At 46.7% G+C, this 19,207-nt stretch carries 14 protein-coding genes and 1 tRNA gene; 9 read left to right on the forward strand and 6 right to left on the reverse strand.

The annotated features are described in order from the left end of the window. The first annotated feature begins 68 nt into the window (after window positions 1-68). Window positions 69-153: transfer RNA gene (locus J7E78_RS23880), tRNA-Leu, on the forward strand. Window positions 154-298: 145 nt separating this feature from the next. Here J7E78_RS23880 and xynC read toward each other — a convergent pair. Next, window positions 299-1,993, reverse strand: coding sequence for a glucuronoarabinoxylan endo-1,4-beta-xylanase XynC (gene xynC, locus J7E78_RS23885; protein ID WP_285229463.1), 1,695 nt, complete (start codon window positions 1,991-1,993; stop codon window positions 299-301). A 463-nt stretch (window positions 1,994-2,456) separates the two neighbouring features. On the opposite strand from xynC, the gene J7E78_RS23890 reads away from it, so the two are divergent. Beyond that, the gene (locus J7E78_RS23890; RefSeq protein WP_397330613.1) at window positions 2,457-3,248 is read left to right on the forward strand and encodes a divergent polysaccharide deacetylase family protein; all 792 of its coding nucleotides are present in this window, start codon (window positions 2,457-2,459) and stop codon (window positions 3,246-3,248) included. Here the strand turns inward: J7E78_RS23890 and J7E78_RS23895 are convergent. Further along, a complete protein-coding gene (locus tag J7E78_RS23895; protein WP_215078629.1) occupies window positions 3,223-3,966 on the reverse strand; it encodes an N-acetylmuramoyl-L-alanine amidase family protein in 744 nt (247 codons plus the stop codon). The genes J7E78_RS23890 and J7E78_RS23895 overlap by 26 nt on opposite strands. Window positions 3,967-4,160: 194 nt before the next feature. Between J7E78_RS23895 and J7E78_RS23900 the strand changes: the two genes are divergently transcribed. Next, complete coding sequence (locus J7E78_RS23900) at window positions 4,161-4,379, forward strand: YqzE family protein (protein WP_036609606.1); 219 nt, start codon at window positions 4,161-4,163, stop codon at window positions 4,377-4,379. 154 nt (window positions 4,380-4,533) lie between these two features. Here the strand turns inward: J7E78_RS23900 and J7E78_RS23905 are convergent, their stop codons facing one another. From J7E78_RS23905 to J7E78_RS23915, 3 genes are all read right to left on the reverse strand, one after another. Next, the gene (locus J7E78_RS23905) at window positions 4,534-5,490 is read right to left on the reverse strand and encodes a hypothetical protein (RefSeq protein ID WP_215078631.1); all 957 of its coding nucleotides are present in this window, start codon (window positions 5,488-5,490) and stop codon (window positions 4,534-4,536) included. Window positions 5,491-5,694: 204 nt separating this feature from the next. After that, window positions 5,695-6,888, reverse strand: coding sequence for a YqhG family protein (locus J7E78_RS23910; RefSeq protein ID WP_251035228.1), 1,194 nt, complete (start codon window positions 6,886-6,888; stop codon window positions 5,695-5,697). A 3-nt stretch (window positions 6,889-6,891) separates the two neighbouring features. Continuing rightward, a complete protein-coding gene (locus J7E78_RS23915; protein ID WP_215078633.1) occupies window positions 6,892-8,655 on the reverse strand; it encodes a DEAD/DEAH box helicase in 1,764 nt (587 codons plus the stop codon). A 529-nt stretch (window positions 8,656-9,184) separates the two neighbouring features. On the opposite strand from J7E78_RS23915, the gene J7E78_RS23920 reads away from it, so the two are divergent. Continuing rightward, window positions 9,185-11,746, forward strand: coding sequence for an adenosylcobalamin-dependent ribonucleoside-diphosphate reductase (locus J7E78_RS23920; protein ID WP_215078635.1), 2,562 nt, complete (start codon window positions 9,185-9,187; stop codon window positions 11,744-11,746). A gap of 81 nt (window positions 11,747-11,827) precedes the next feature. Here the strand turns inward: J7E78_RS23920 and J7E78_RS23925 are convergent, their stop codons facing one another. Further along, complete coding sequence (locus J7E78_RS23925; RefSeq protein WP_215078637.1) at window positions 11,828-12,262, reverse strand: CatA-like O-acetyltransferase; 435 nt, start codon at window positions 12,260-12,262, stop codon at window positions 11,828-11,830. 232 nt (window positions 12,263-12,494) lie between these two features. Between J7E78_RS23925 and J7E78_RS23930 the strand changes: the two genes are divergently transcribed. The 5 genes from J7E78_RS23930 to J7E78_RS23950 all read left to right on the forward strand — a co-directional run bounded on the left by J7E78_RS23930 (window position 12,495) and on the right by J7E78_RS23950 (window position 19,180). Next, a complete protein-coding gene (locus J7E78_RS23930; RefSeq protein WP_100529326.1) occupies window positions 12,495-13,055 on the forward strand; it encodes a flavin reductase family protein in 561 nt (186 codons plus the stop codon). Window positions 13,056-13,638: 583 nt separating this feature from the next. Next, entirely contained in the window at window positions 13,639-15,723 is a 2,085-nt protein-coding gene (locus J7E78_RS23935) for an acyltransferase family protein (protein ID WP_215078639.1), read from the forward strand. Window positions 15,724-15,992: 269 nt separating this feature from the next. Further along, complete coding sequence (locus J7E78_RS23940; protein ID WP_215078641.1) at window positions 15,993-17,306, forward strand: extracellular solute-binding protein; 1,314 nt, start codon at window positions 15,993-15,995, stop codon at window positions 17,304-17,306. 101 nt (window positions 17,307-17,407) lie between these two features. Next, the gene (locus tag J7E78_RS23945) at window positions 17,408-18,289 is read left to right on the forward strand and encodes a carbohydrate ABC transporter permease (protein WP_215078643.1); all 882 of its coding nucleotides are present in this window, start codon (window positions 17,408-17,410) and stop codon (window positions 18,287-18,289) included. Between the two features lie 36 nt (window positions 18,290-18,325). Continuing rightward, the gene (locus J7E78_RS23950; protein WP_251035229.1) at window positions 18,326-19,180 is read left to right on the forward strand and encodes a carbohydrate ABC transporter permease; all 855 of its coding nucleotides are present in this window, start codon (window positions 18,326-18,328) and stop codon (window positions 19,178-19,180) included. The last annotated feature ends 27 nt before the right edge of the window (window positions 19,181-19,207 follow it).

Consider the following 19,207-nt stretch of genomic DNA (forward strand, 5'->3'; position numbering starts at 1 on the left):
GTTGACATGATAGATTCCGCATGATATATTATTTCTTGTCGCCGATATTGATGACGGAGATACAATAAGCGGTCGTGGCGGAATTGGCAGACGCGCACGGTTCAGGTCCGTGTGGGCTAACCCCCCGTGGAGGTTCGAGTCCTCTCGACCGCATCTAATAAAAAGACTCCTCAAGCTAACGCTTAAGGAGTCTTTTTTTGCATTTTTTGATATAACACTAACTTTAGACTTGAGTACCCAAGAGGTTAGTGCTTAGCTGCATGTACAGCAAATGTCTTCCATCAGCCATACGGAACGTTTATTGTGCTGCGGTAACATTAACGCTGTCAATATTCGGTCCTTCCGATCCAGTGGTGACCACTTTCAATGTATTGGTCCCTGTGTTCATGGGGACCTGTATTGTTTTTTCAACCCAAGTGGACCAGCTTCCCGTAGCCGGAAAGGGCTCGTTGCTGATGACTTTGGTTCCGTTAACAAAAATGTCGAGGTTCCGAGTGCCGCTTTCCAGCGCATAACGAAACTTTACGTTTTTGGTACCTGTTATAGTGTTATTAATGCCGTTCCATTGAATGGCCGAACCAGTCATCGCATTGAAGTTAACATACCCGGAGCCAGTGTAACCGGGGTAGATTGTTTCAATGGCGGCTTCCGTAAGTGACGTTCCGGTCTCGGCTTCATACGTAGTGCCACTGCCTGTATTCCCGCCGCTATTTCCGCCAGTAATGTTGGCAACAAACGTTGTTACGCTCTGAGGCGGGAGCTGTGCCGTGAAGGCTCCATTGGATACGGTAAGCGGGGTTCCACTTGCCAGGTTGCGACTGCTGTCTGTAATCCATGAGGACACAGTGGAGGCATTACCATTCTGCAGAACGAATCTTTGGCTTGTGGCTGAAGTTCCACGGTTAATCGCCACCACGACTACTTTGTTATCACCTTTGTAGGCTGAGACAAAGGTGTTCGTATCCGGATTTTTCGTTGCATCGACTCGCAGGTAGCCTGGACGCACGAATTTAGAGAAATGAGCCATATTATACCCGCGTTTGCTTATGGTACCGTCTTCTTTCATCGGACCATACTGTCTGCGGATGTACCACCACACATAGGCTTGGAAATCACCTTCTACCATGGCATTGTGCATGTGATAGGAAACGTCTAGTGCTTCAGGCCAGCGGTCTGCTGAGTTGTTGTCACTGTTCGGAACATACACCTCAGTCATCCACAGTTCTTTACCGGCTCCTTTTTGCTTAAAGAGAGGGTAGGCGAAATTCGAAATCTGGGTTCCATACGTATGTGCTCCCAGAATGTCCATGTTGGCAAGTGCCTGCGGATCATTCAGGATTGGGTCGGATATGTTCTTTAAGTACTGGAATGATTCAGGCGCCATGACTTTGGTACCTTGAATGGACCCGGCATTTTCTTTCATGAATCGAAGGATCTCTTGTGGAGTCCACCAGGTCCAGTCATGAGCATAATCCGGTTCATTTTGCACAGAAATGGCATACAGATTTACGCCGTTATTTTTCATGTAGGTTACAAAGTCGTTCAGATGTTGAGCATATGCAGCATATTTGTCGTATTTCAGACGTTTGGCATTGGTGTCCCCATTGCGGTTGAACGTTTCAACCATGCTACTCGGAGGATTCCATGGGGATGCGAATACGATAGCCCCCTTTTCAATAGCCCGTTTGGCTGTGGCAACTTCACGGTACCAGTTATTAGAATCTGGATCGACGTAGATCCTGAGAATTGAAAAGCCTAACTGATTCTGATCATTACCAAAAGCAGTTTCACGTTGAGCGGGAGTCAGATCACCAATCCAGGCAGGAAGGTTAATGCCCCCAAAGCCCTTAATCAGCTGTTTTTCCGAGGACAAATTAATGTTGGCATCACTTGCCGCCGAAACTTGTGTAGGACTTAGCATGAGGGGCAGAGCTGTTAAGCAGGCTAAAAGAACATTGATCGTCTTTTTTAGTTTGAATTTCACTACTTTCATCCTCCTCGATAATGGTAAATGGTTACATGAGAAACCGCGACCAGGGATAACAAACAAGAATAGCGGATTGTCTGGTATTTATTTTATGTAAACCCTTTCAAAACCTCCTTCCATAAATCATAGGAAAGAAATGCAGCACATAACCTCTTTCATTTGTTGATTCTACTAAATAATTCCTTAACTGAAAACCTGACAAATTACAGTATTTTTTCTAATTAATCTCTTTTCTCTATGGTTCAATGCCAGTTCTTGTCTGAATGTAAAGGTGAAAACGGGGATGATGGCGTTGTTCCCTCAAGATTCCCTCAAGAGGCAGGTCTCCATTGGCGGGGATGTTGTTATTAAGGAAGGCTTTGGCTTACATATTCCTCCCTTCATTATCAAACAATGAGATCACAGAAGTTACGGGGAGGGAATCATGATGAAGGTGCAGAGAAAGATTTATCGATTAATTGCAGGTATCATGGCATTTTTAATTGTGATTTACGCAGGCATATCGGCAGAAGGGACAGCGGCAGCTTCAGAGTCCACATCGAATCAGAAACGGTTAGCGATTATCATCGATGATGTTGGTAATGACATGAAGGGTACGGCAGAGATCCTGGCGATGCCAGTTAAACTAACGGTAGCGGTCATGCCTTTTTTGCCAACAACGAAGAAAGATGCGATAGCTGCACATGAAAAGGGGATGGATGTGATTGTACACATGCCCATGGAACCCAAGAAAGGACGACCTGAATGGCTGGGCCCGGGTGCAATCACATCCAATCTAACCGATGAAGAAGTCCGCTCACGCGTGGAGAAAGCGATTGATGATGTGCCCCACGCCATTGGCATGAACAATCATATGGGTTCCAAAATCACTTCGGACAAACGCATCATGTCCATTGTGCTCGATGTATGCAAGGAGCGGGGCCTCTTCTTTGTAGACAGTCGTACGAACTTTCGCTCCGTGGTGGGGGAACTGGCCGTATCCAAAAATATGCCACCTGTAGGTAATGATATTTTCCTGGATGATCAAAACTCCAAGCAGCACATTCGCAAGCAAATGGATCTGGCTGCGCAGCGTGCGATCGACAAGGATATCTGTGTTGTCATTGGTCATGTCGGTCATTCGGGAATGAATACATCCGCAGTAATTCGTGAATCCGTCTTCCGCCTTCAGGGTCAGGTTGAATTTGTGGGCATTGGTGATCTTGTTCGTGAAGTGTGGGACTGGCATGCGACTCCTACACTACCGACAGGTAATAAATAATGCCGCTCGCAATGGATTGAGCAATTCGTTTTTGTTCAGCGGGATCACTCATCCGGGCTCGATCTGCGGCATTGCTCAAAAATCCGGTTTCCACGATAACGGCTGGTTGCTTCACATAATTCAACATATAGAAGGGCTTGCCCCACACCACTCCGCGCCCCGTACCGCATAACTCGTTCAAGGCATCCTGAATGGATTGGGCCAGCAAATAACTTCTGCCTTCCTTCTGGTGTAGTACTACCGGGCCATGTGTAGACGATTTTGAACTCCAGTTCGCATGGATGCTAACTACGATATCTGTACTCACTTCTTCGCTCAGACTTTTACGTTGGGCAAGATCTCTGGTGTGACGGGAGCGGCTGTTCAGCCAGCGGTTCTCATCGCTAAGTGCATAATCACCAAGTCGATTGATGATGACGGCATACCCTTTGCTGCGAAGCAGGAGATAGACCTTTTGGCTGATGGCAAGATTGATATCTTTTTCCAGCACACCTTGGGCTGAGGTACCACCGTCAATACCGCCATGGCCTACGTCAAGCAGGATAACGGGTGCTGCAAAGGCATGATGACTTGAGCGATAAGCATCTCCATCGGTCACCGGCAGCATGGATGGACTGTTCTGGGACGGGGCTGCTTTTCCGTGAGCGACTTGGGGCAGCATGGGAAGGCAATGGAAGCTGATCAGCAAGGCTACCGTAGCGGTCAGCAGCTTATACATGGGAATACACACTCCTTCATGAAATAGGTATCGAATGCAGATTAATGACTCGATGGATACCTTTGGCATTAGACTGTGCATTCTGAGGGTTTTCATACTTCTTTCAATAAAAAAATGTTTAACCAGTTCACATCCTGCACACAATAGAACTATTGTAAGCTCCGCGAATGTGCAGGAGCGAAGGAGGCAGAATTATGGCCAAAAGTGATGAGTTGGTAAAATACATTACGCAGCGTGTTGTTCATTATATCGATACGCCGAAGGATGAGCGGAAAGGTCGCACCAAAAGGAAAGAGCCGTGGGCGATGAAGTGGTTTGGTATGATCCCTTTCGCTGTATCGCTGTGGGTGGGGAAAAAGGAAAAAGAATTCGATACACAGTCTCATAAACGAAGTTCTTCGGGTAAAGGGTAACGATCGCTTACCTACTTCACTCAGAGAGTTTGAAGACACGCCCTAATGTAAAACCAAAAGACGCAATCCCTTTAATTCATGGGAAGGCGTCTTATTTGTTGTGGATGTTTATAGTTTTTACGTTATCTGAATGATCTGTAGAGTTAGCTGATGATCAAGGATTTACGATGTAAAAATGGCCATCTTGCTGCAATGTGCTCAAAGGGACAAAGCGTTGAATGGATGATTTTCCACCTAGCGCTACATATAGAATGGACTCGGCTTCCTGGTCTGTATGCCATAGCTGATAACCGCTAACGGGTAGAGGACCGCCGTATATGACGTTATGATCACCCGCTGAGAAAACAAGCTCTTGATTCTCCCCGTGTTGTATCACATCTTGTGCCAGGTCGGCAGTAACAGGCTTGGAGGTAATCCACAACAAATTGTCAGCTGGATTGAAGACGGGTCGGAGATGAAGTGGATCGACTGATAAAGATGGCGTTGTGGATAAATCAGCTATGCTGGCAGAGGCCTGTTTGGAATCAGTCTCCAGCAGGTTCAGAAACTCTGACGGTAGTACATCTCCGTTTGTAGCATCCATATAAAGTGCGGGTTGATTTGGTCGATCCACTTTCCAATAAGCCAGCAGGGGAAGAGCATAACCAAGATGAAGCTCTCCTCCGCCAGCAAGTAATGCCTCAAGGTTCACATGTTGTCGATCCAAGGCTTGTCCAAGCAGTTCATTGTTGTATGGTGACTGTTCTCCATGACCATATTCACTAAGCTTCATCTGTCCCTGTTCTGTAGATGTAATAATCATATATCCGATAGGTTTGCCTTCAAACTCAGCTTGCACGAGCCAGCTATGTGTACCCGGCCCCAGAGGGTAGAAGTCCAGATCGACGTTCTTCCAATGCGCTTCGCCGTTAGCTGTACCAAGTGTAACAGCTTGTTGCTCTGCAAACCGTTGTACAGCAGCGGGAGCTAGCTTTTCATTCTGAATGGCATGATGTTTGGGACTATATTCTGTTGATGATGCGCGGGATAGCGAAGACGTTTTTTGTTCCTCTGCATTGGCTATCGACAAGAAAGAGAACAGGGCAAGACAACTGAGCAAGCCCAAGGTCATACAGGTTGTTTTCCGAGCATTGTTCCAACACGTATGAAAGAATCGCTTCAAATTCACACCTACTTTTCATTTATCCGTTACCTGAGCGGGTCCTAGTTTCATTCTAGGGGACAGGCTCTGCAAAGGTTGCCGCAACCTGTCGGGCAGCCAATCATGAATAAACACTACTTTTGCCAGCATTTGCAGGAAAAGTAGTGTCTTCGTCTATCTTAAGTGAAACATGCCGCTGCTAATGGCAGTCACTTTCACTTTGGGTTCATATTGCCAGATCATCTCGGTCCGGCGTGTCTCATACTGCAATTTCATAGCTTCACGATCTATTACCGCCTGTTTTGCTTTCTCTTCTTCGGCATCTGTCTCGGAGTCAATCGGTACCGCGGCCTCTGCCGCCAGTTCTACATCTGCTCCAATGGGTTTAGCGTTAGTTATATCCAGAACTTTTTTCAGTGGTACAGGTGGCGTGCGGGTAGAATGGACATTTTCCGTGTCTGAGGTTATGTTACCTGGTGATTCTACCTCAGGCGTATCTTCTCGGAGTACCGCTTCATAATAGGTGTCCAAGACGTCAAGCTCCAGATCAAGCCGCTCTTGGGCTTTCTCAGCCCAGCTATAATCGAGTTCCAGCAAGCGGTTTGTCAAATGAGATTCCAAAGCAGCTCCGGCATCAAATAACGAAACTTTAGCTGTCTGCACATGCATGTTCTCCGCAAGCCTCGGACTGAGATCACGTCGGTTCAGCTTGGTGCCGAATTTTTCTATAATTTCACCCGAGCGAAGGGAGATGCCGAGAAAATGCAATTCCTCCCGTTTCAAATCACAGGCGAATTCCACCTTGAAACACACACCAAGCCAAGGCTCATATATGGCTGGCGCTGTAGCGCGCAATTGCCGTTTGGCAGCCTGTTCGAACAGGTTCACGAAGGCACCGCCTTCACGGGCAGCACCGAAAATCTGCTGGAGTCTGCGACTGCCGTACACCACTACTTCACGCAATATTCGTCCTGGTCCCAGCTGTGGTAGCGATGGCGTAATACCGAAGTAACGGCCTAGAATAGTTTCTTTTGGTGGCTCCCCTTGAGGACTGCCGTTGATTATACCATTCGATCCATCAGGGTTAGGTATAACAGGAGGTGATGCTTGCGCAACTTTGGCTTCTGCTGCTTCAATGGCCTGCTGATAACTGTCAGGATCAAATATAAATGTAAAGGACATCGTCTCAGCGGGTGCTCCGGTTCGTTCCACGAACCCCCAATAATAGGGACGATTGGTCAACGCTTTGTCCGCCTCAGGCGAGAGTTTGACTGTAACATGGGCAGGGGAACGCTCCATAATCTGACAATCAAGTGCTTCCAGATAGGTGAGAACATAAGCCTGTACTTCATGGGGAGACATGGTCATGAGTTAGCTACCTCCTTTGCGAAGATCTAACAACCCGGATACGGCAGGGCCTTCATCGGCAACCTCACGTTGAATGGAGTTCAGCGATTGTCCAAGTGAATCCATTTTACGGCGAATATCTTCATCATTTTGTGATTCCAGCAAGATTTTGTACAAACTTTTCTCAATAGACTCCTTCTTCTCCAGCCGTTCCAGAATGACATCCAGCCCGCCAATCACCATCTCAAACATATTGATCTTCTCATGCAGCAGATTCAGAATATGTTCCTCAATGGTTCCAGTCGTGGATAGGTTGAAGATGTTCACGTCATTTTGCTGTCCAAGCCGATGTACACGACCGATCCGCTGCTCTACCCGCATGGGGTTCCAAGGCAGATCGAAGTTAATCATATGATGGCAAAATTGCAGATTAATGCCCTCACCACCCGCTTCGGTTGCAATCATGGCCTGCACACGCCCGCGGAAGAGATCCATCATCCAGTCTTTTTTGCCTCGATTCATGCCACCCCGATAGGGGACAGCCGTAAGCCCGTTGTTGCGGAAATAGTTTAGCAGATACTCCTGCGTGGCCCGGTATTCGGTGAAGATAATTACTTTTTCATTCATGTTCCGAATCAGTTCCATTGTTTTCTCGGCTTTGGTATTTTCCTTGATCGCTTTAATATGGGCCACGAGTTCCCAAATCTTGTCCCGAAGGGGAGAGTCCAGCGGAAGTTTCTTCGACAGATTAACCAGTGTCACGAATACAGCATCCCGACTGCTGCACACTTCACGCTGCAATGTAACAAGGGAGAGCATGCTGCTCAGATTGCCGCCAGCTTCCTGGTACTGGTCTTTAACAAAGGAAGTCACACCATCATAAAGCGCTTGTTCTTCGGGCGATAGTTGCAGATTCACATTGGATACGTTCCGTTTGGTAAATTGAACGGGGCCTTCGCCGCGACGATTGCGGATCATGACTTTGGATAGTTCGTTCTTGAGCTGTTCCTGATTTTTTGGAACACGTTTGTCGACGACAAAGTTGGCTGCAAAATCACCCTGGCGACCCAGTTGACCGGGCTTCAGCAGGTTGATGAGATTGAACAGCTCACTCATATCGTTCTGCACAGGTGTAGCTGTGAGCAGCAGACAATACTTTTTGCGCAATTTCAGCATGAATTGATAGTTGGTTGTTTTCTTGTTTTTGAGCTTATGGGCCTCATCGATAATGATCATGTCGTAATCGGTATTCAGCAGCATATCTTTATGCGGGTCACGTTTGGCTGTATCCATGGAAGCAACAACCACTTCATTCTGCCAGGAATAGGTCTTTTTCTGGGCAATGGCAGGGATGCCGAATTTCGAATTCAACTCCCGTACCCATTGCAGCACAAGAGACGCTGGCACGAGAATGAGTACTTTGGATACGAGACCCCGAACCATATATTCTTTCAGAATGAGACCGGCTTCAATGGTTTTGCCAAGACCCACCTCATCGGCGAGAATGGCCCGGCCTGACATTTCAAATAATACTCTGCGAGCAGTGTCCATCTGGTGAGGGAGTGGAGTAAGGCCTTGTAGATGCTTCAAACACTGGATCTCGTCAAAATTGGGAATCAGGTTGGTCTCTTCGGCTTGAATGCCGAGTTGGAAGAGTCGGTAATCCCCCCAAGGGCCTCCTTTATCCAATCGTGATTCCAATTGATTAATCCAGCTTCGATCAAATTCCAACGGAACGGGCAGCTCAGCTACAGGTTGATTCGTGTGATGCGGATTTTTCCGGTTCATGGTGTTTCCTCCCCTGCCATACGTGATGACGTTTTATTCGTAGGTAATAGTATGGACGAATGAGAGTCAGTTCATAACTATGTAAGTTGAACTACAGTTTATTTGCACGAACACTACGATGACAGAACAACCTTCCAATCGCTGTTATCCCCAGATTTCTTTGATTCCCTTTTCTGGATGAGGAAATCCCGGGATAAAGGCGAACGCTTCGCTTTTTCAGGTTTTTTCTGTCCTCTCCGTTGACGTGCAAATGATTAGTTTAACTTATATTGAACCCAGAAATTTAGTAAAGGCACATGTTTTTTCTGTGCCAAAAAATTCACAGATGTCGTATTCATGCGTATGAGGGTGTGTGAAGAAGTTTGTCCGAGCAGAGGAGTCTATAAAATAAAGTCTGTGATAAAAGTCATATAGAAAATCAATATATGGTGTAATATACTGGTTTTATATCACTATATGTGGTGTTTCGTCATAATTTACTCTTATAATGAAAATGTAGCTTTATACCGCGGGGAGGTTGAATGTAGCGATGAAATCGAACCAACGATCGTACCAATTAGAAGGACTCAGTGAAAAAATATTTCTGGACCGATACGCCTGGAAGGACGCTGATTCGGATCATGCCAAGGTCGGAGATGTGGTATTGGTATTAACGAAGGATGATCCCAAGTTCCCAACCAAGGAAGTGGGCGAAATCATAGAACGTAAGGGTCAGCTTGTACAAGTAAGGACTCGAAGCGGAGAGATTATTGAGACCAACGTGGAGAAACTGACACTCAACATAGAAAAAACTCCGGAAGAGATGTGGGACCGTCTTGCCAAAGCGATGGCTTCTGTCGAATCCACAGCCGATCAGCGGGCAACGTGGGAGTCCAAGTTCCGCTCCGTGTTGGAAGATTGGAAGTTAGTACCCGGAGGTCGCATTGCTGCGGGTGCGGGGGCAAGCGACGAGTTGACACTCTTCAATTGTTATGTCATTCCGTCTCCGCAAGACAGTCGGGGTGGCATCATGAGAACTTTGACCGAGATGACGGAGATTATGGCACGTGGGGGAGGTGTTGGCATTAATTTATCCTCTTTGCGTCCCCGCCGAGCCGTGGTGAAAGGTGTCAACGGATCATCCAGCGGTTCCGTATCGTGGGGCGGATTGTTCAGTTATACGACTGGACTGATTGAACAGGGTGGAAGCCGCCGGGGTGCGCTCATGCTGATGATGAATGACTGGCATCCGGATGTGCTTGATTTTATTACCGTGAAACAAACGATGGGTCAGGTGACCAATGCCAATCTGTCTGTATGTGTGAGCAACGCATTTATGGAGGCTGTCAAGCAGGACGGAGATTGGGAGTTGGTTTTCCCCGATACGAACGATCCGGACTATGACACTGCGTGGAACGGGGATATGCAGCAATGGAAAGCTGCAGGTCATTCGGTGGTGCACTATCGTGCACTGAAGGCTCGCGAAATCTGGCATACTATTATTGAATCAGCCTGGAAATCGGCAGAGCCTGGTGTGGTATTCATGGAGTACTACAACCAGATGTCCAACAGTTGGTACTTCAATCCGATCATCTGTACTAATCCTTGCGCGGAACAGGGCCTGCCTGCCTGGGGTGTATGTAATCTGTCTGCGATCAATCTGTCCAAATTCTACGATGAAACAAATCATGATGTGGCATGGGATGAACTGGCGGAAACCACTCGTATCTCGGCTAGATTTTTGGACAATGTCATCGATGCAACACCATATCATTTTGAGGAAAACAGACTGAATCAGCAGCGTGAACGCCGGGTTGGGCTTGGCACGATGGGACTGGCAGAGCTGATGATTAAGCTGCGTATACGATACGGCAGTCCTGAATCCCTTGCATTTCTGGATAAACTGTATGGATTCATGGCAAAGGAGGCCTATCTGGCATCAGCAGAGATTGCAGCAGAGAAGGGGGCTTTCCCAGCTTTCGAAGCTGAACCGTACTTACAGAGTGGATTCATGAAAAACATGATTGCGACGTACCCTGAAGTGGGAGAGGCCATTCGTAAACAGGGCATTCGAAATGTCACACTGATCACACAGGCGCCAACGGGAAGTACTGGTACGATGGTGGGTACATCAACAGGTATTGAGCCGTATTTCGCCTTCAAGTATTTCCGTCAAAGCCGTCTAGGTTATGATGAACAGTTTGTGCCGATTGCACAAGATTGGCTGGATGAACATCCGGGTGAAGTTTTACCAGACTACTATGTGACGGCGATGGATCTGTCGGCTGAGAATCATATCCGTGTGCAGGCTGCGATCCAGCAATGGGTGGATAGTTCAATCTCGAAGACGGCCAACTGTCCGGCTGATTTTACAGTGGAGGATACGGCTGAGTTGTATGAACTGGCCTTCGACCTTGGCTGCAAGGGAGTAACGATATACCGCGACGGCAGCAGGGATGTACAGGTGTTGTCCACGTCGAAGAAGGAAGAGACCAAGACCGAAGATGTAGATTCGACGTTAGATACTAACTTGGAGACACTTCCTGATGTGTCAGTTGCCCCTTCCTCTTCTTCAGTGCTGGATAAACAATATAGAAGCCGTCCTCAGGTACTGCGAGGTGCGACATACAAAATCAATACGCCATTCGGTATGGCTTACATCACAATCAACGATCTGGAGGGAACCCCGGGAGAAATCTTCCTGAACGTGGGCAAAGCGGGATCGGATGTGTTCGCCATGGCTGAGGCACTCGGTCGAGTATGCTCTCTGTTCCTTCGATACGGAGACCATGGGCACAAAGTTCAACTTCTGATTAAACATCTTAAGGGAATCGGCGGTTCGGGAGCAATTGGATTTGGAGCTAACCGGGTTGAATCGATTGCTGATGCGGTTGCCAAAGCATTGGAAAGTCATGTACAGAGCAACGTGCAGGAGAACGAAACTGGAGCATCAAAAGAACTGAACCGAGTGGAGAGCACGTATCCAAAAGTGGTGGATCAGAAAACCTTTACCGAATCGAGAGATTTATGTCCTTCATGCGGCTCTGCATCCTTGATGAATGTGGAAGGGTGCAAAACATGCAGCAACTGTGGGTATAGTAAGTGTAATTAAATCGTATTTGAAAAAAGGAAAAAGAGAAAAGGCATTCCATGACTCCATTGAAGTCAGGAATGCCTTTTCGTCATTTAGTTATTAACACCAATCATGACATTGATCAGCAAGTGATTGCAGTTCAGTAAATAAAACACCAGCATGGTAGCCGTCGCACACGGCGTGATGTAACTGAATGGATAAGGGAAGATAAACTTTATCGTTCTGTTGAACATATTTTCCCATCGTGAAGATAGGCAACAAGTAGGTTCCCTCATTGTAAATATTCAGATTAAATCCCATAAAGTTCACCCAGGGAATACTGGAAACGGGAAATATATTCGGTGGTTCATTGGGTTTGGCATCAAAACAGGTTCGAAGAGCGGGATAGAACTTCAATCCTTTAAGCTTCAGTTCGTTGATCAATAGAGTGATATCCAGATTAGCAGTTATGCTGTAGGTACATCTGACCTGATTCAAGTAGTGGTCAAAGTATGGCTTTCGATCCCACTGATCTAACACGATTGAATTAAACATAAGTTATAACCTCCTAAATTTGAATAATGCCTTCATTTAGGAGGTATATTTGACTGATTTGACCATATCCTATCACATTCCCAGTATCGTATTTTTAGAAATTGATCCATCTCAGTATAACATGATACTGAATGTGTCGCTTATAGCGAAATCCTCTGTAAAACGCTTTTTCAACCTGTTTCTTTCCTTTATAATTAAAGTTGTCTTTATAACGAAGAAGAGAGGGGATTAGATGCGTCAGCCGATAGAAGAACCCATATTTTATTCTTATCCTGGAATGGTAGCGGTGGTGACTTCACGTCATGAGGGAGTCCAGAATGTGATGGCGTCCGGATGGCATACATACATCGGATCATCACCAGGCGTATATGGCATCTCGCTTCGTAAGGAAACATACTCCTATGAACTCATTGAGAAGAGTGGCGTATTCGGTGTTCATTTCCTGCCAGGTCATCGATCAGAGTGGATTCAAGCTGCAGGAACGTTCAGTGGGAGAGATACGGATAAATTTACGAGATTCGGCATTCCGTATGAGGAAGGAATCAAGGTAAGTGTACCCATTTTGACAGATGCTTATTTTGCTTATGAATGCAAGGTTATGGAGATCACGACATATGGTGACCATGAATGGATTGCAGGCGAAGTGTTGCAGCGATATCAGGATCAGAAGTACTTTCTGGAGAATGGAATGGTTGATCTGGAGAAGTTGCAAATCCCAATGTACACAGGGCGTTCAACATACCGGATCATGGATGCGAGGACAGAAGAAAAGATTCACCCGTTCCACCTCTAGGGTCCTAGGCAAGAAGAAGCAATTATAAGCAAAACTTTCAATCCGGTCTGACATAGGTTTATAATGGATATTGGCTGCTGAGCAAGTCGGCAGCCTTTTGTTATGTATTCAATTGATTCAATCGATGTGTGCGTGGGTATGCTGGTTTGCGCAAGCGGGACAGGTAATTTTAGCCACTCGATGAAAAGTACTATATTTAACGACAAAATTAGAGTATGATTTTACAGCTATATGAGTTGGCAGGAAAGGTTACATCGGTTTAATCGTTTGTAACTATTCCTGTAAAGTATGAGGCTTATATCGGGCGTATAATGCTAGACGTGAACTCACGAATCTATATAAAGAATATCGTAATGATTAAAACTTAATGGACTGGCCACACGTCTTCTTTAAGATTATAGAATTTATCAAAAGTGTAGCATCATCGGATAGCGCTTCGACTCAGGAGCTTTTCTTATGCTGTATGCTGTAAATGAAAGATGGAAGGTGCAATACGTATGTTAATGACAACCAGAACGATCAGGAGTTCCTTTATGCCCCCAACACCGATGTTGTTGACTCACAGTAACAAGGAGGGGCATGCATGTCACAATCGTTAAATCATAAGAGACATATGAACGGACTTGACGGCTTGCGAGCCATCGCTGTACTTGCGGTAATCGCGTATCATCTGAATTTGGATTTTATTCCGGGCGGACTGCTCGGTGTAGGCATATTCTTTGTTCTCTCGGGATATTTAATTACAGATATTCTCGTGTCACAGTGGCAGGAACATGGACGCATTTCTCTCGGTGATTTCTGGGTAAGGCGGGTAAGGCGTCTGCTTCCAGGCATGCTGACCATGACAGCTGTGGTGATGATCTGGCTGGCCTGTACAGACCCATCCCGGCTCGCTGCGCTTCGTGGTGATATCGTTTCGGGTGTATTATACATAAGCAATTGGTGGTATATCTTTCACAACGTTTCCTATTTCGAAAGTTTTGGCCCTCCATCACCGTTTGGACATTTCTGGTCACTGGCTGTGGAAGAGCAATTTTATCTTATATGGCCTCTTCTACTGATCGCAGCAATCGTAGTGTTCAAAAGAAAGGGATGGCTGGTCGTCTTCATTGTCGTTGCAGCTGAATTATCTGCTGGCGCAATGGCCATCATGTATAATCCGGATCTGGACCCGAGCCGTGTATATTATGGAACAGACACGCGGGCATTTGCACTGCTTGCTGGTGCTGCTCTTGCCGTGGTGTGGCCTAGTCGCAAGCTGTCGAGCTCTCTGTCTGGTATGAACCGGCTTGTGCTCGATGTGTCGGGACTTGCTGCGCTCGCTTTATTAATCTACATGATGCTGAACAGCAGTGAATATGATCCGTTTCTATATCAAGGGGGCATGGTGCTTCAGGCTATTGCAACAACGTTGCTGGTAGCGGTGTTGGCCCACCCATCGTCTTTCCTGGCACGTATCATTGGCGCGAAGCCATTACGCTGGATCGGAGAGCGATCCTACGGATTATATCTGTGGCATTATCCTGTCATTATGTTAACCAATCCCGCGGTGGATACGGGAGGAGCACATCCTGTACGAATCATTTTACAGGTTGCTGCAACGGTTGTACTGGCTTCATTATCCCTTAAATATATTGAAAATCCCATTCGGTACAATGGATTCCGTGATTCTTGGTCCCGATTATGGGGAAGAGGGCGGTCATCGATCGGTATACGTAACGTATGGTGGAAGCGGGCAGGTATGTTGATGACGATTCTGCTGTTGTCCTATACGGTATCCCAGATGATGGTCTCCCATGCAGCGAACTCCGACTCCCATTCGGTATCGATGTCCAACACATTGAATGGAGAGAATTCCGTAGCGGAGGAACAGGGACAGGATGTGTTGCCAGCTACTACAGGAACGTCAGGCTCTGGGCAAAAGAACGATGCGCATAGCCATAAACCGGAAGCAGGAACAAAAGATGATCCGGGGAAAAATGAGAAACCGACAGGAGAGTCTGCTCCAGATTCAAAACCTGACGACCAAGACAATTCAGTAAATCCTGGCAAGGACGGTCAGTCTGAAGATAAGCCAGCTGATAACTCCGTGACTAACGAGAATGATACATCGGATGACGCTGGAGCGAATCAATCCAATGATACGGATGATGCACCTGATTCATCTCAGGACAAAGAAGAAACGGCTCCTCCTGCCCAGGATGGCAAGGTTCATTATACCGTCATTGGAGATTCGGTGATTTTGGATGCAAAACCGTATCTGGAGCAAAGTATATCGGGAGTGTATGTGGACGGACATGTCGGCCGTCAGATGTGGCAGGCAGGTGATGTATTGGAAGGTCTGAAGCAAAACAACCAAATGGGCAGCAAGGTGGTGCTGGAGCTCGGGACGAATGGTTCCTTTAACTCCAAAAACTTGAATGCTGTGCTTGATTATCTGAAGGATGAGGAGCGGGTATATCTGGTTACTGTGCGCGTACCTCGCCCATGGGAGCGAACGGTGAACAGGGCGTTGAATGAGGCTGCATCCAAATACAGCAATGTCTCATTGATTGACTGGAACAGTGCAAGTGAGGGACATGACGAATATTTTGAAAAAGACGGCGTACATCTCACTACGCAAGGGGCCGAAGCTTTTGCAGAACTGGTGAAGAACAGTATTCAATAATACGCAATCCATATGTAATAAAATTTAGCACTTATTCATTATATAAAGCCTGGGTTGAAGCTGCCAAAGGCTGCAACAAGAAAGAGCTCTCTCATTGTGAGGGCTCTTTCTTGTTGTTATGAACAATAATCAACAATAAGTCAACAAAGTAAGTTCCAAACAGAGGAACCGATATTTTTCACCCCTGCATCCGTGGATCGTCACCTTACAGTATGATAGCGTTAACATTTAAAATAAGTGTATTCAAATCGCCAAGGGGGAATATAGAGATGTTGAAAAAATGGCTTTCGGGTTTCCTGGCAATAACATTGTTCTCCATTATTCTGGCTGGCTGTGCTGGCGGGGACACTTCAGAAGGAGGCAGCGGCAATGACAAAGTAACCGTCACACTCTGGCACAACTGGACCGGACAGGATGCAAAGGCGGTTGCGATGCGCAAAATTATTGAAGATTTTCGCGCGGCGCATCCAGATATTGAAGTTGTGGATGAAGGTCTGCCCACAGATGGTCTCAAAACCCGGCTTCGCACGGTGGCAGCTGCCAACGAGATGCCAGATCTGTTCGTGATGTGGCCGGATGCCATGACTAAGGAATTTGTAAAAGGGGATCTGTTACAGCCCATTAATGCAGAGCTGGACGCGAAGCCGGAGTGGAAAGATAACTTTATCCCCAATGCATTGGACGGATACACCGTAGACGGGGATATCTACTCCGTGCCCATGAATCTGGCGCCGAGTTCCTTCATTTATTACAATGAAGCTCTTTTCAAACAGTACAACGTAAAAGTGCCTGAGACGTGGGCGGAACTGGAACAAGCGATTGCTACATTTAATCAAAATAAAGTCATTCCCATGGCACTTGGCAACAAGGCCAACTGGGTAGCACAGTCGACGATATTCAGTACACTGGCTGACCGGATCACCGGCACGGACTGGTTCCTGAAAGCGGCAGCACAAGAGGGTGCAAGCTTTACCGATCCGCAATTTATTGAAGCCTTGAACAAGATGCAGGAGCTTGGCAACACCAAAGCATTCCAGGATGGGTTCAACAGTATTGATGAGACACAGATGATGCAGCTTTATTTCCAAGGTAAGGCAGCGATGGTCATGAACGGCGGCTGGGCCTTGGCAAATCTGGTGAACAATGCACCTGAAGAGGTGTTGAACAACACACATATTACGATTCTTCCTCCAGTGGACGGAGGTCAGGGTGAACCAAGAACAACATCCGGTGTTGTGGGGACCGGGTTGGGTGTAAGTAAAAAGCTGAGCGGTGCACAAAAAGAGGCAGCGATGGAGCTGTTCTACGCACTGGCAGGACCTGATGGTCAGAAGGCCACATTGGATAGCAGTACATTGGTGAGTTACAAGATTGATCTGGACAAAACCAAAGCACATCCATTGTTTGTAGAATTATATGATCTGATGCAGGAAGTGAAGATTACGCCGGTATACGATTCCAAGCTGGGATCAGCTACGGTTGAGGTTATTAATAATGCGTTGCAAGAGTTGCTCATGGGCGGCAAGGCTGAAGACATTGCAGCCAAAATTCAGGCGGCTCAAGCCAATACAGTTAGTCAGTAACCATTCGTTAAAACCCCTTCCCGGCAGGGGAGGGGTCTTAAGTATGAATGGGACAGTCAGTTGCCAGTTGGTAAAGGCATTTATGGAGGGGAAGTGAACAGATGAACGTACTGCGCAGTCGGCGTTTTATTATGCTGGGGCTAGCCCCGGCAGTCATTATCTATGCATTGTTTGTATTTGTACCGGTTGTATGGTCGGCGTACTACGGTTTCTTCAACTGGTCCGGCATCGGCGCATCCAAATATATTGGTGTGGATAATTACGTGGAGATCTGGCATGATCCTGTATTTTGGCGGGCGCTGAAAAATAACGTCATTTTTGTGTTGGCATCGGTATTTGGACAAATTCCGTTAGCACTGATGCTCGCGGTCATATTACACAAAAGCAATCCATTACAGCGGTTTCTGCGCTCAGCCGTATTTCTGCCGATGGTGTTATCCACTGTAGTGATCGGTATGATCTGGCAGTATATCTATCATCCGCAGATCGGGATATTGAACTTTCTGCTGGACGCACTGGGACTGGAGAGTTGGAAGCTGCAATGGCTTTCCGATGACAAGATTGCCATTTTCTCATTGGTACCGCCGCTGCTCTGGAGTTTTGTTGGGTTGTATCTGATTATCTTCATCTCCGCACTGCAGAATATTCCAGGCGAGATTCATGATGCTGCCCAAATAGACGGTGCTTCAGGAATCCGGAAGCTGGTATCGGTTTCTTTGCCCATGATCTGGGGGACGGTTCAGGTTGCGATCATTCTATGTATTTCGGGTAGTCTGAAATCATTCGATCTGGTCTACATCATGACCAAGGGTGGTCCGGCACATGCGACGGAACTGCTTGCAACATATATGTACAATTCAACCTTTACAACATACCGATACGGTTTTGGTAGTGCGATCTCAACAACCATCGTACTGATCTCCCTGCTGCTGATCGGAACAAGCCAGTGGGTAACCAGTCGCAAACGAAGAGAGAATCAATAGAGAGGAGGAACTAACATGCGCGTGACACCTGTATCCATGGCATCACCACGAAGCGGCTCGGGCCATCCGATTCGCCGTCTCCGCAGCGGAATTGTTTGGACGCTGCTGACGGTCTATGGTATTTTAACATTGTATCCGTTCTACTGGCTCGTGATTAGTGCATTTAAAACAAATGAAGATTTCTATAGCAGGCCCTTTGGACTGCCGGAAAACTGGAATGTTGCCAATTTCAGCAATGCATGGGAAAGCTCCAGGCTGGGGACCGCTTTTGGCAATTCACTAATCGTATCGGTGGGATCACTTATTCTAACCCTGTTTATTGCAGCGCTGACTTCATTCATCCTGGCTCGTTTCCAGTTTCGCTGGAAAGGGTTAATTATGACCTTCTTTGTTGTTGGTATGCTCATTCCGATTCATAGTACGCTTGTTCCCTTATTTATTCTAATGAAACAGATGTCCTTGCTAAATACGTACTGGGCATTAATCTTACCGTATACGGCCTTTGCATTACCTACGGCTATTTTCGTGCTTACAGCTTATCTGACAAGTGTTCCACGTGACATTGAAGAGGCGGCTTTTATTGATGGAACAGGGCTGTGGGGGCTGTTTACCCGAATTATGCTGCCGATGTCTGTCCCAGCGTTGTCAACGGTTACGATCCTGAGTTTCCTGCATGCGTGGAATGACTTTTCATTTGCGCTTGTATTCATCAACAAAACCGGATTGAAAACGCTACCGCTGGCGATTGCGAATTTTGCGGATGGATATCAGACGGATTACGGGTTAACGCTGGCTGCCATGACCCTGTCGGTCATTCCAACCATTATTCTGTATCTTATATTCCAGGAACAGGTTATGAAAGGCATGACAGCCGGAGCTGTCAAAGGATAAGCGAAAGCGCATCCAGAGGAGGAGAAA

This window comes from Paenibacillus polymyxa, from assembly GCF_018614975.1.
In the GTDB taxonomy this organism is placed as follows: Bacteria; Bacillota; Bacilli; order Paenibacillales; family Paenibacillaceae; genus Paenibacillus; species Paenibacillus polymyxa_E.

What these genes read in the sequence shown, in the direction of transcription:
- J7E78_RS23890 (WP_397330613.1), top strand. Translation starts at nt 2,457, where the DNA reads ATGGCATTTTTAATTGTGATTTACGCAGGCATATCGGCAGAAGGGACA.
- J7E78_RS23945 (WP_215078643.1), top strand. Translation starts at nt 17,408, where the DNA reads ATGAACGTACTGCGCAGTCGGCGTTTTATTATGCTGGGGCTAGCCCCG.
- J7E78_RS23920 (WP_215078635.1), top strand. Translation starts at nt 9,185, where the DNA reads ATGAAATCGAACCAACGATCGTACCAATTAGAAGGACTCAGTGAAAAA.
- J7E78_RS23950 (WP_251035229.1), top strand. Translation starts at nt 18,326, where the DNA reads ATGGCATCACCACGAAGCGGCTCGGGCCATCCGATTCGCCGTCTCCGC.
- J7E78_RS23910 (WP_251035228.1), bottom strand. Translation starts at nt 6,888, where the DNA reads ATGACCATGTCTCCCCATGAAGTACAGGCTTATGTTCTCACCTATCTG.
- J7E78_RS23925 (WP_215078637.1), bottom strand. Translation starts at nt 12,262, where the DNA reads ATGTTTAATTCAATCGTGTTAGATCAGTGGGATCGAAAGCCATACTTT.
- J7E78_RS23940 (WP_215078641.1), top strand. Translation starts at nt 15,993, where the DNA reads ATGTTGAAAAAATGGCTTTCGGGTTTCCTGGCAATAACATTGTTCTCC.
- J7E78_RS23895 (WP_215078629.1), bottom strand. Translation starts at nt 3,966, where the DNA reads ATGTATAAGCTGCTGACCGCTACGGTAGCCTTGCTGATCAGCTTCCAT.
- J7E78_RS23930 (WP_100529326.1), top strand. Translation starts at nt 12,495, where the DNA reads ATGCGTCAGCCGATAGAAGAACCCATATTTTATTCTTATCCTGGAATG.
- xynC (WP_285229463.1), bottom strand. Translation starts at nt 1,993, where the DNA reads ATGAAAGTAGTGAAATTCAAACTAAAAAAGACGATCAATGTTCTTTTA.
- J7E78_RS23915 (WP_215078633.1), bottom strand. Translation starts at nt 8,655, where the DNA reads ATGAACCGGAAAAATCCGCATCACACGAATCAACCTGTAGCTGAGCTG.
- J7E78_RS23905 (WP_215078631.1), bottom strand. Translation starts at nt 5,490, where the DNA reads ATGACCTTGGGCTTGCTCAGTTGTCTTGCCCTGTTCTCTTTCTTGTCG.
- J7E78_RS23900 (WP_036609606.1), top strand. Translation starts at nt 4,161, where the DNA reads ATGGCCAAAAGTGATGAGTTGGTAAAATACATTACGCAGCGTGTTGTT.
- J7E78_RS23935 (WP_215078639.1), top strand. Translation starts at nt 13,639, where the DNA reads ATGTCACAATCGTTAAATCATAAGAGACATATGAACGGACTTGACGGC.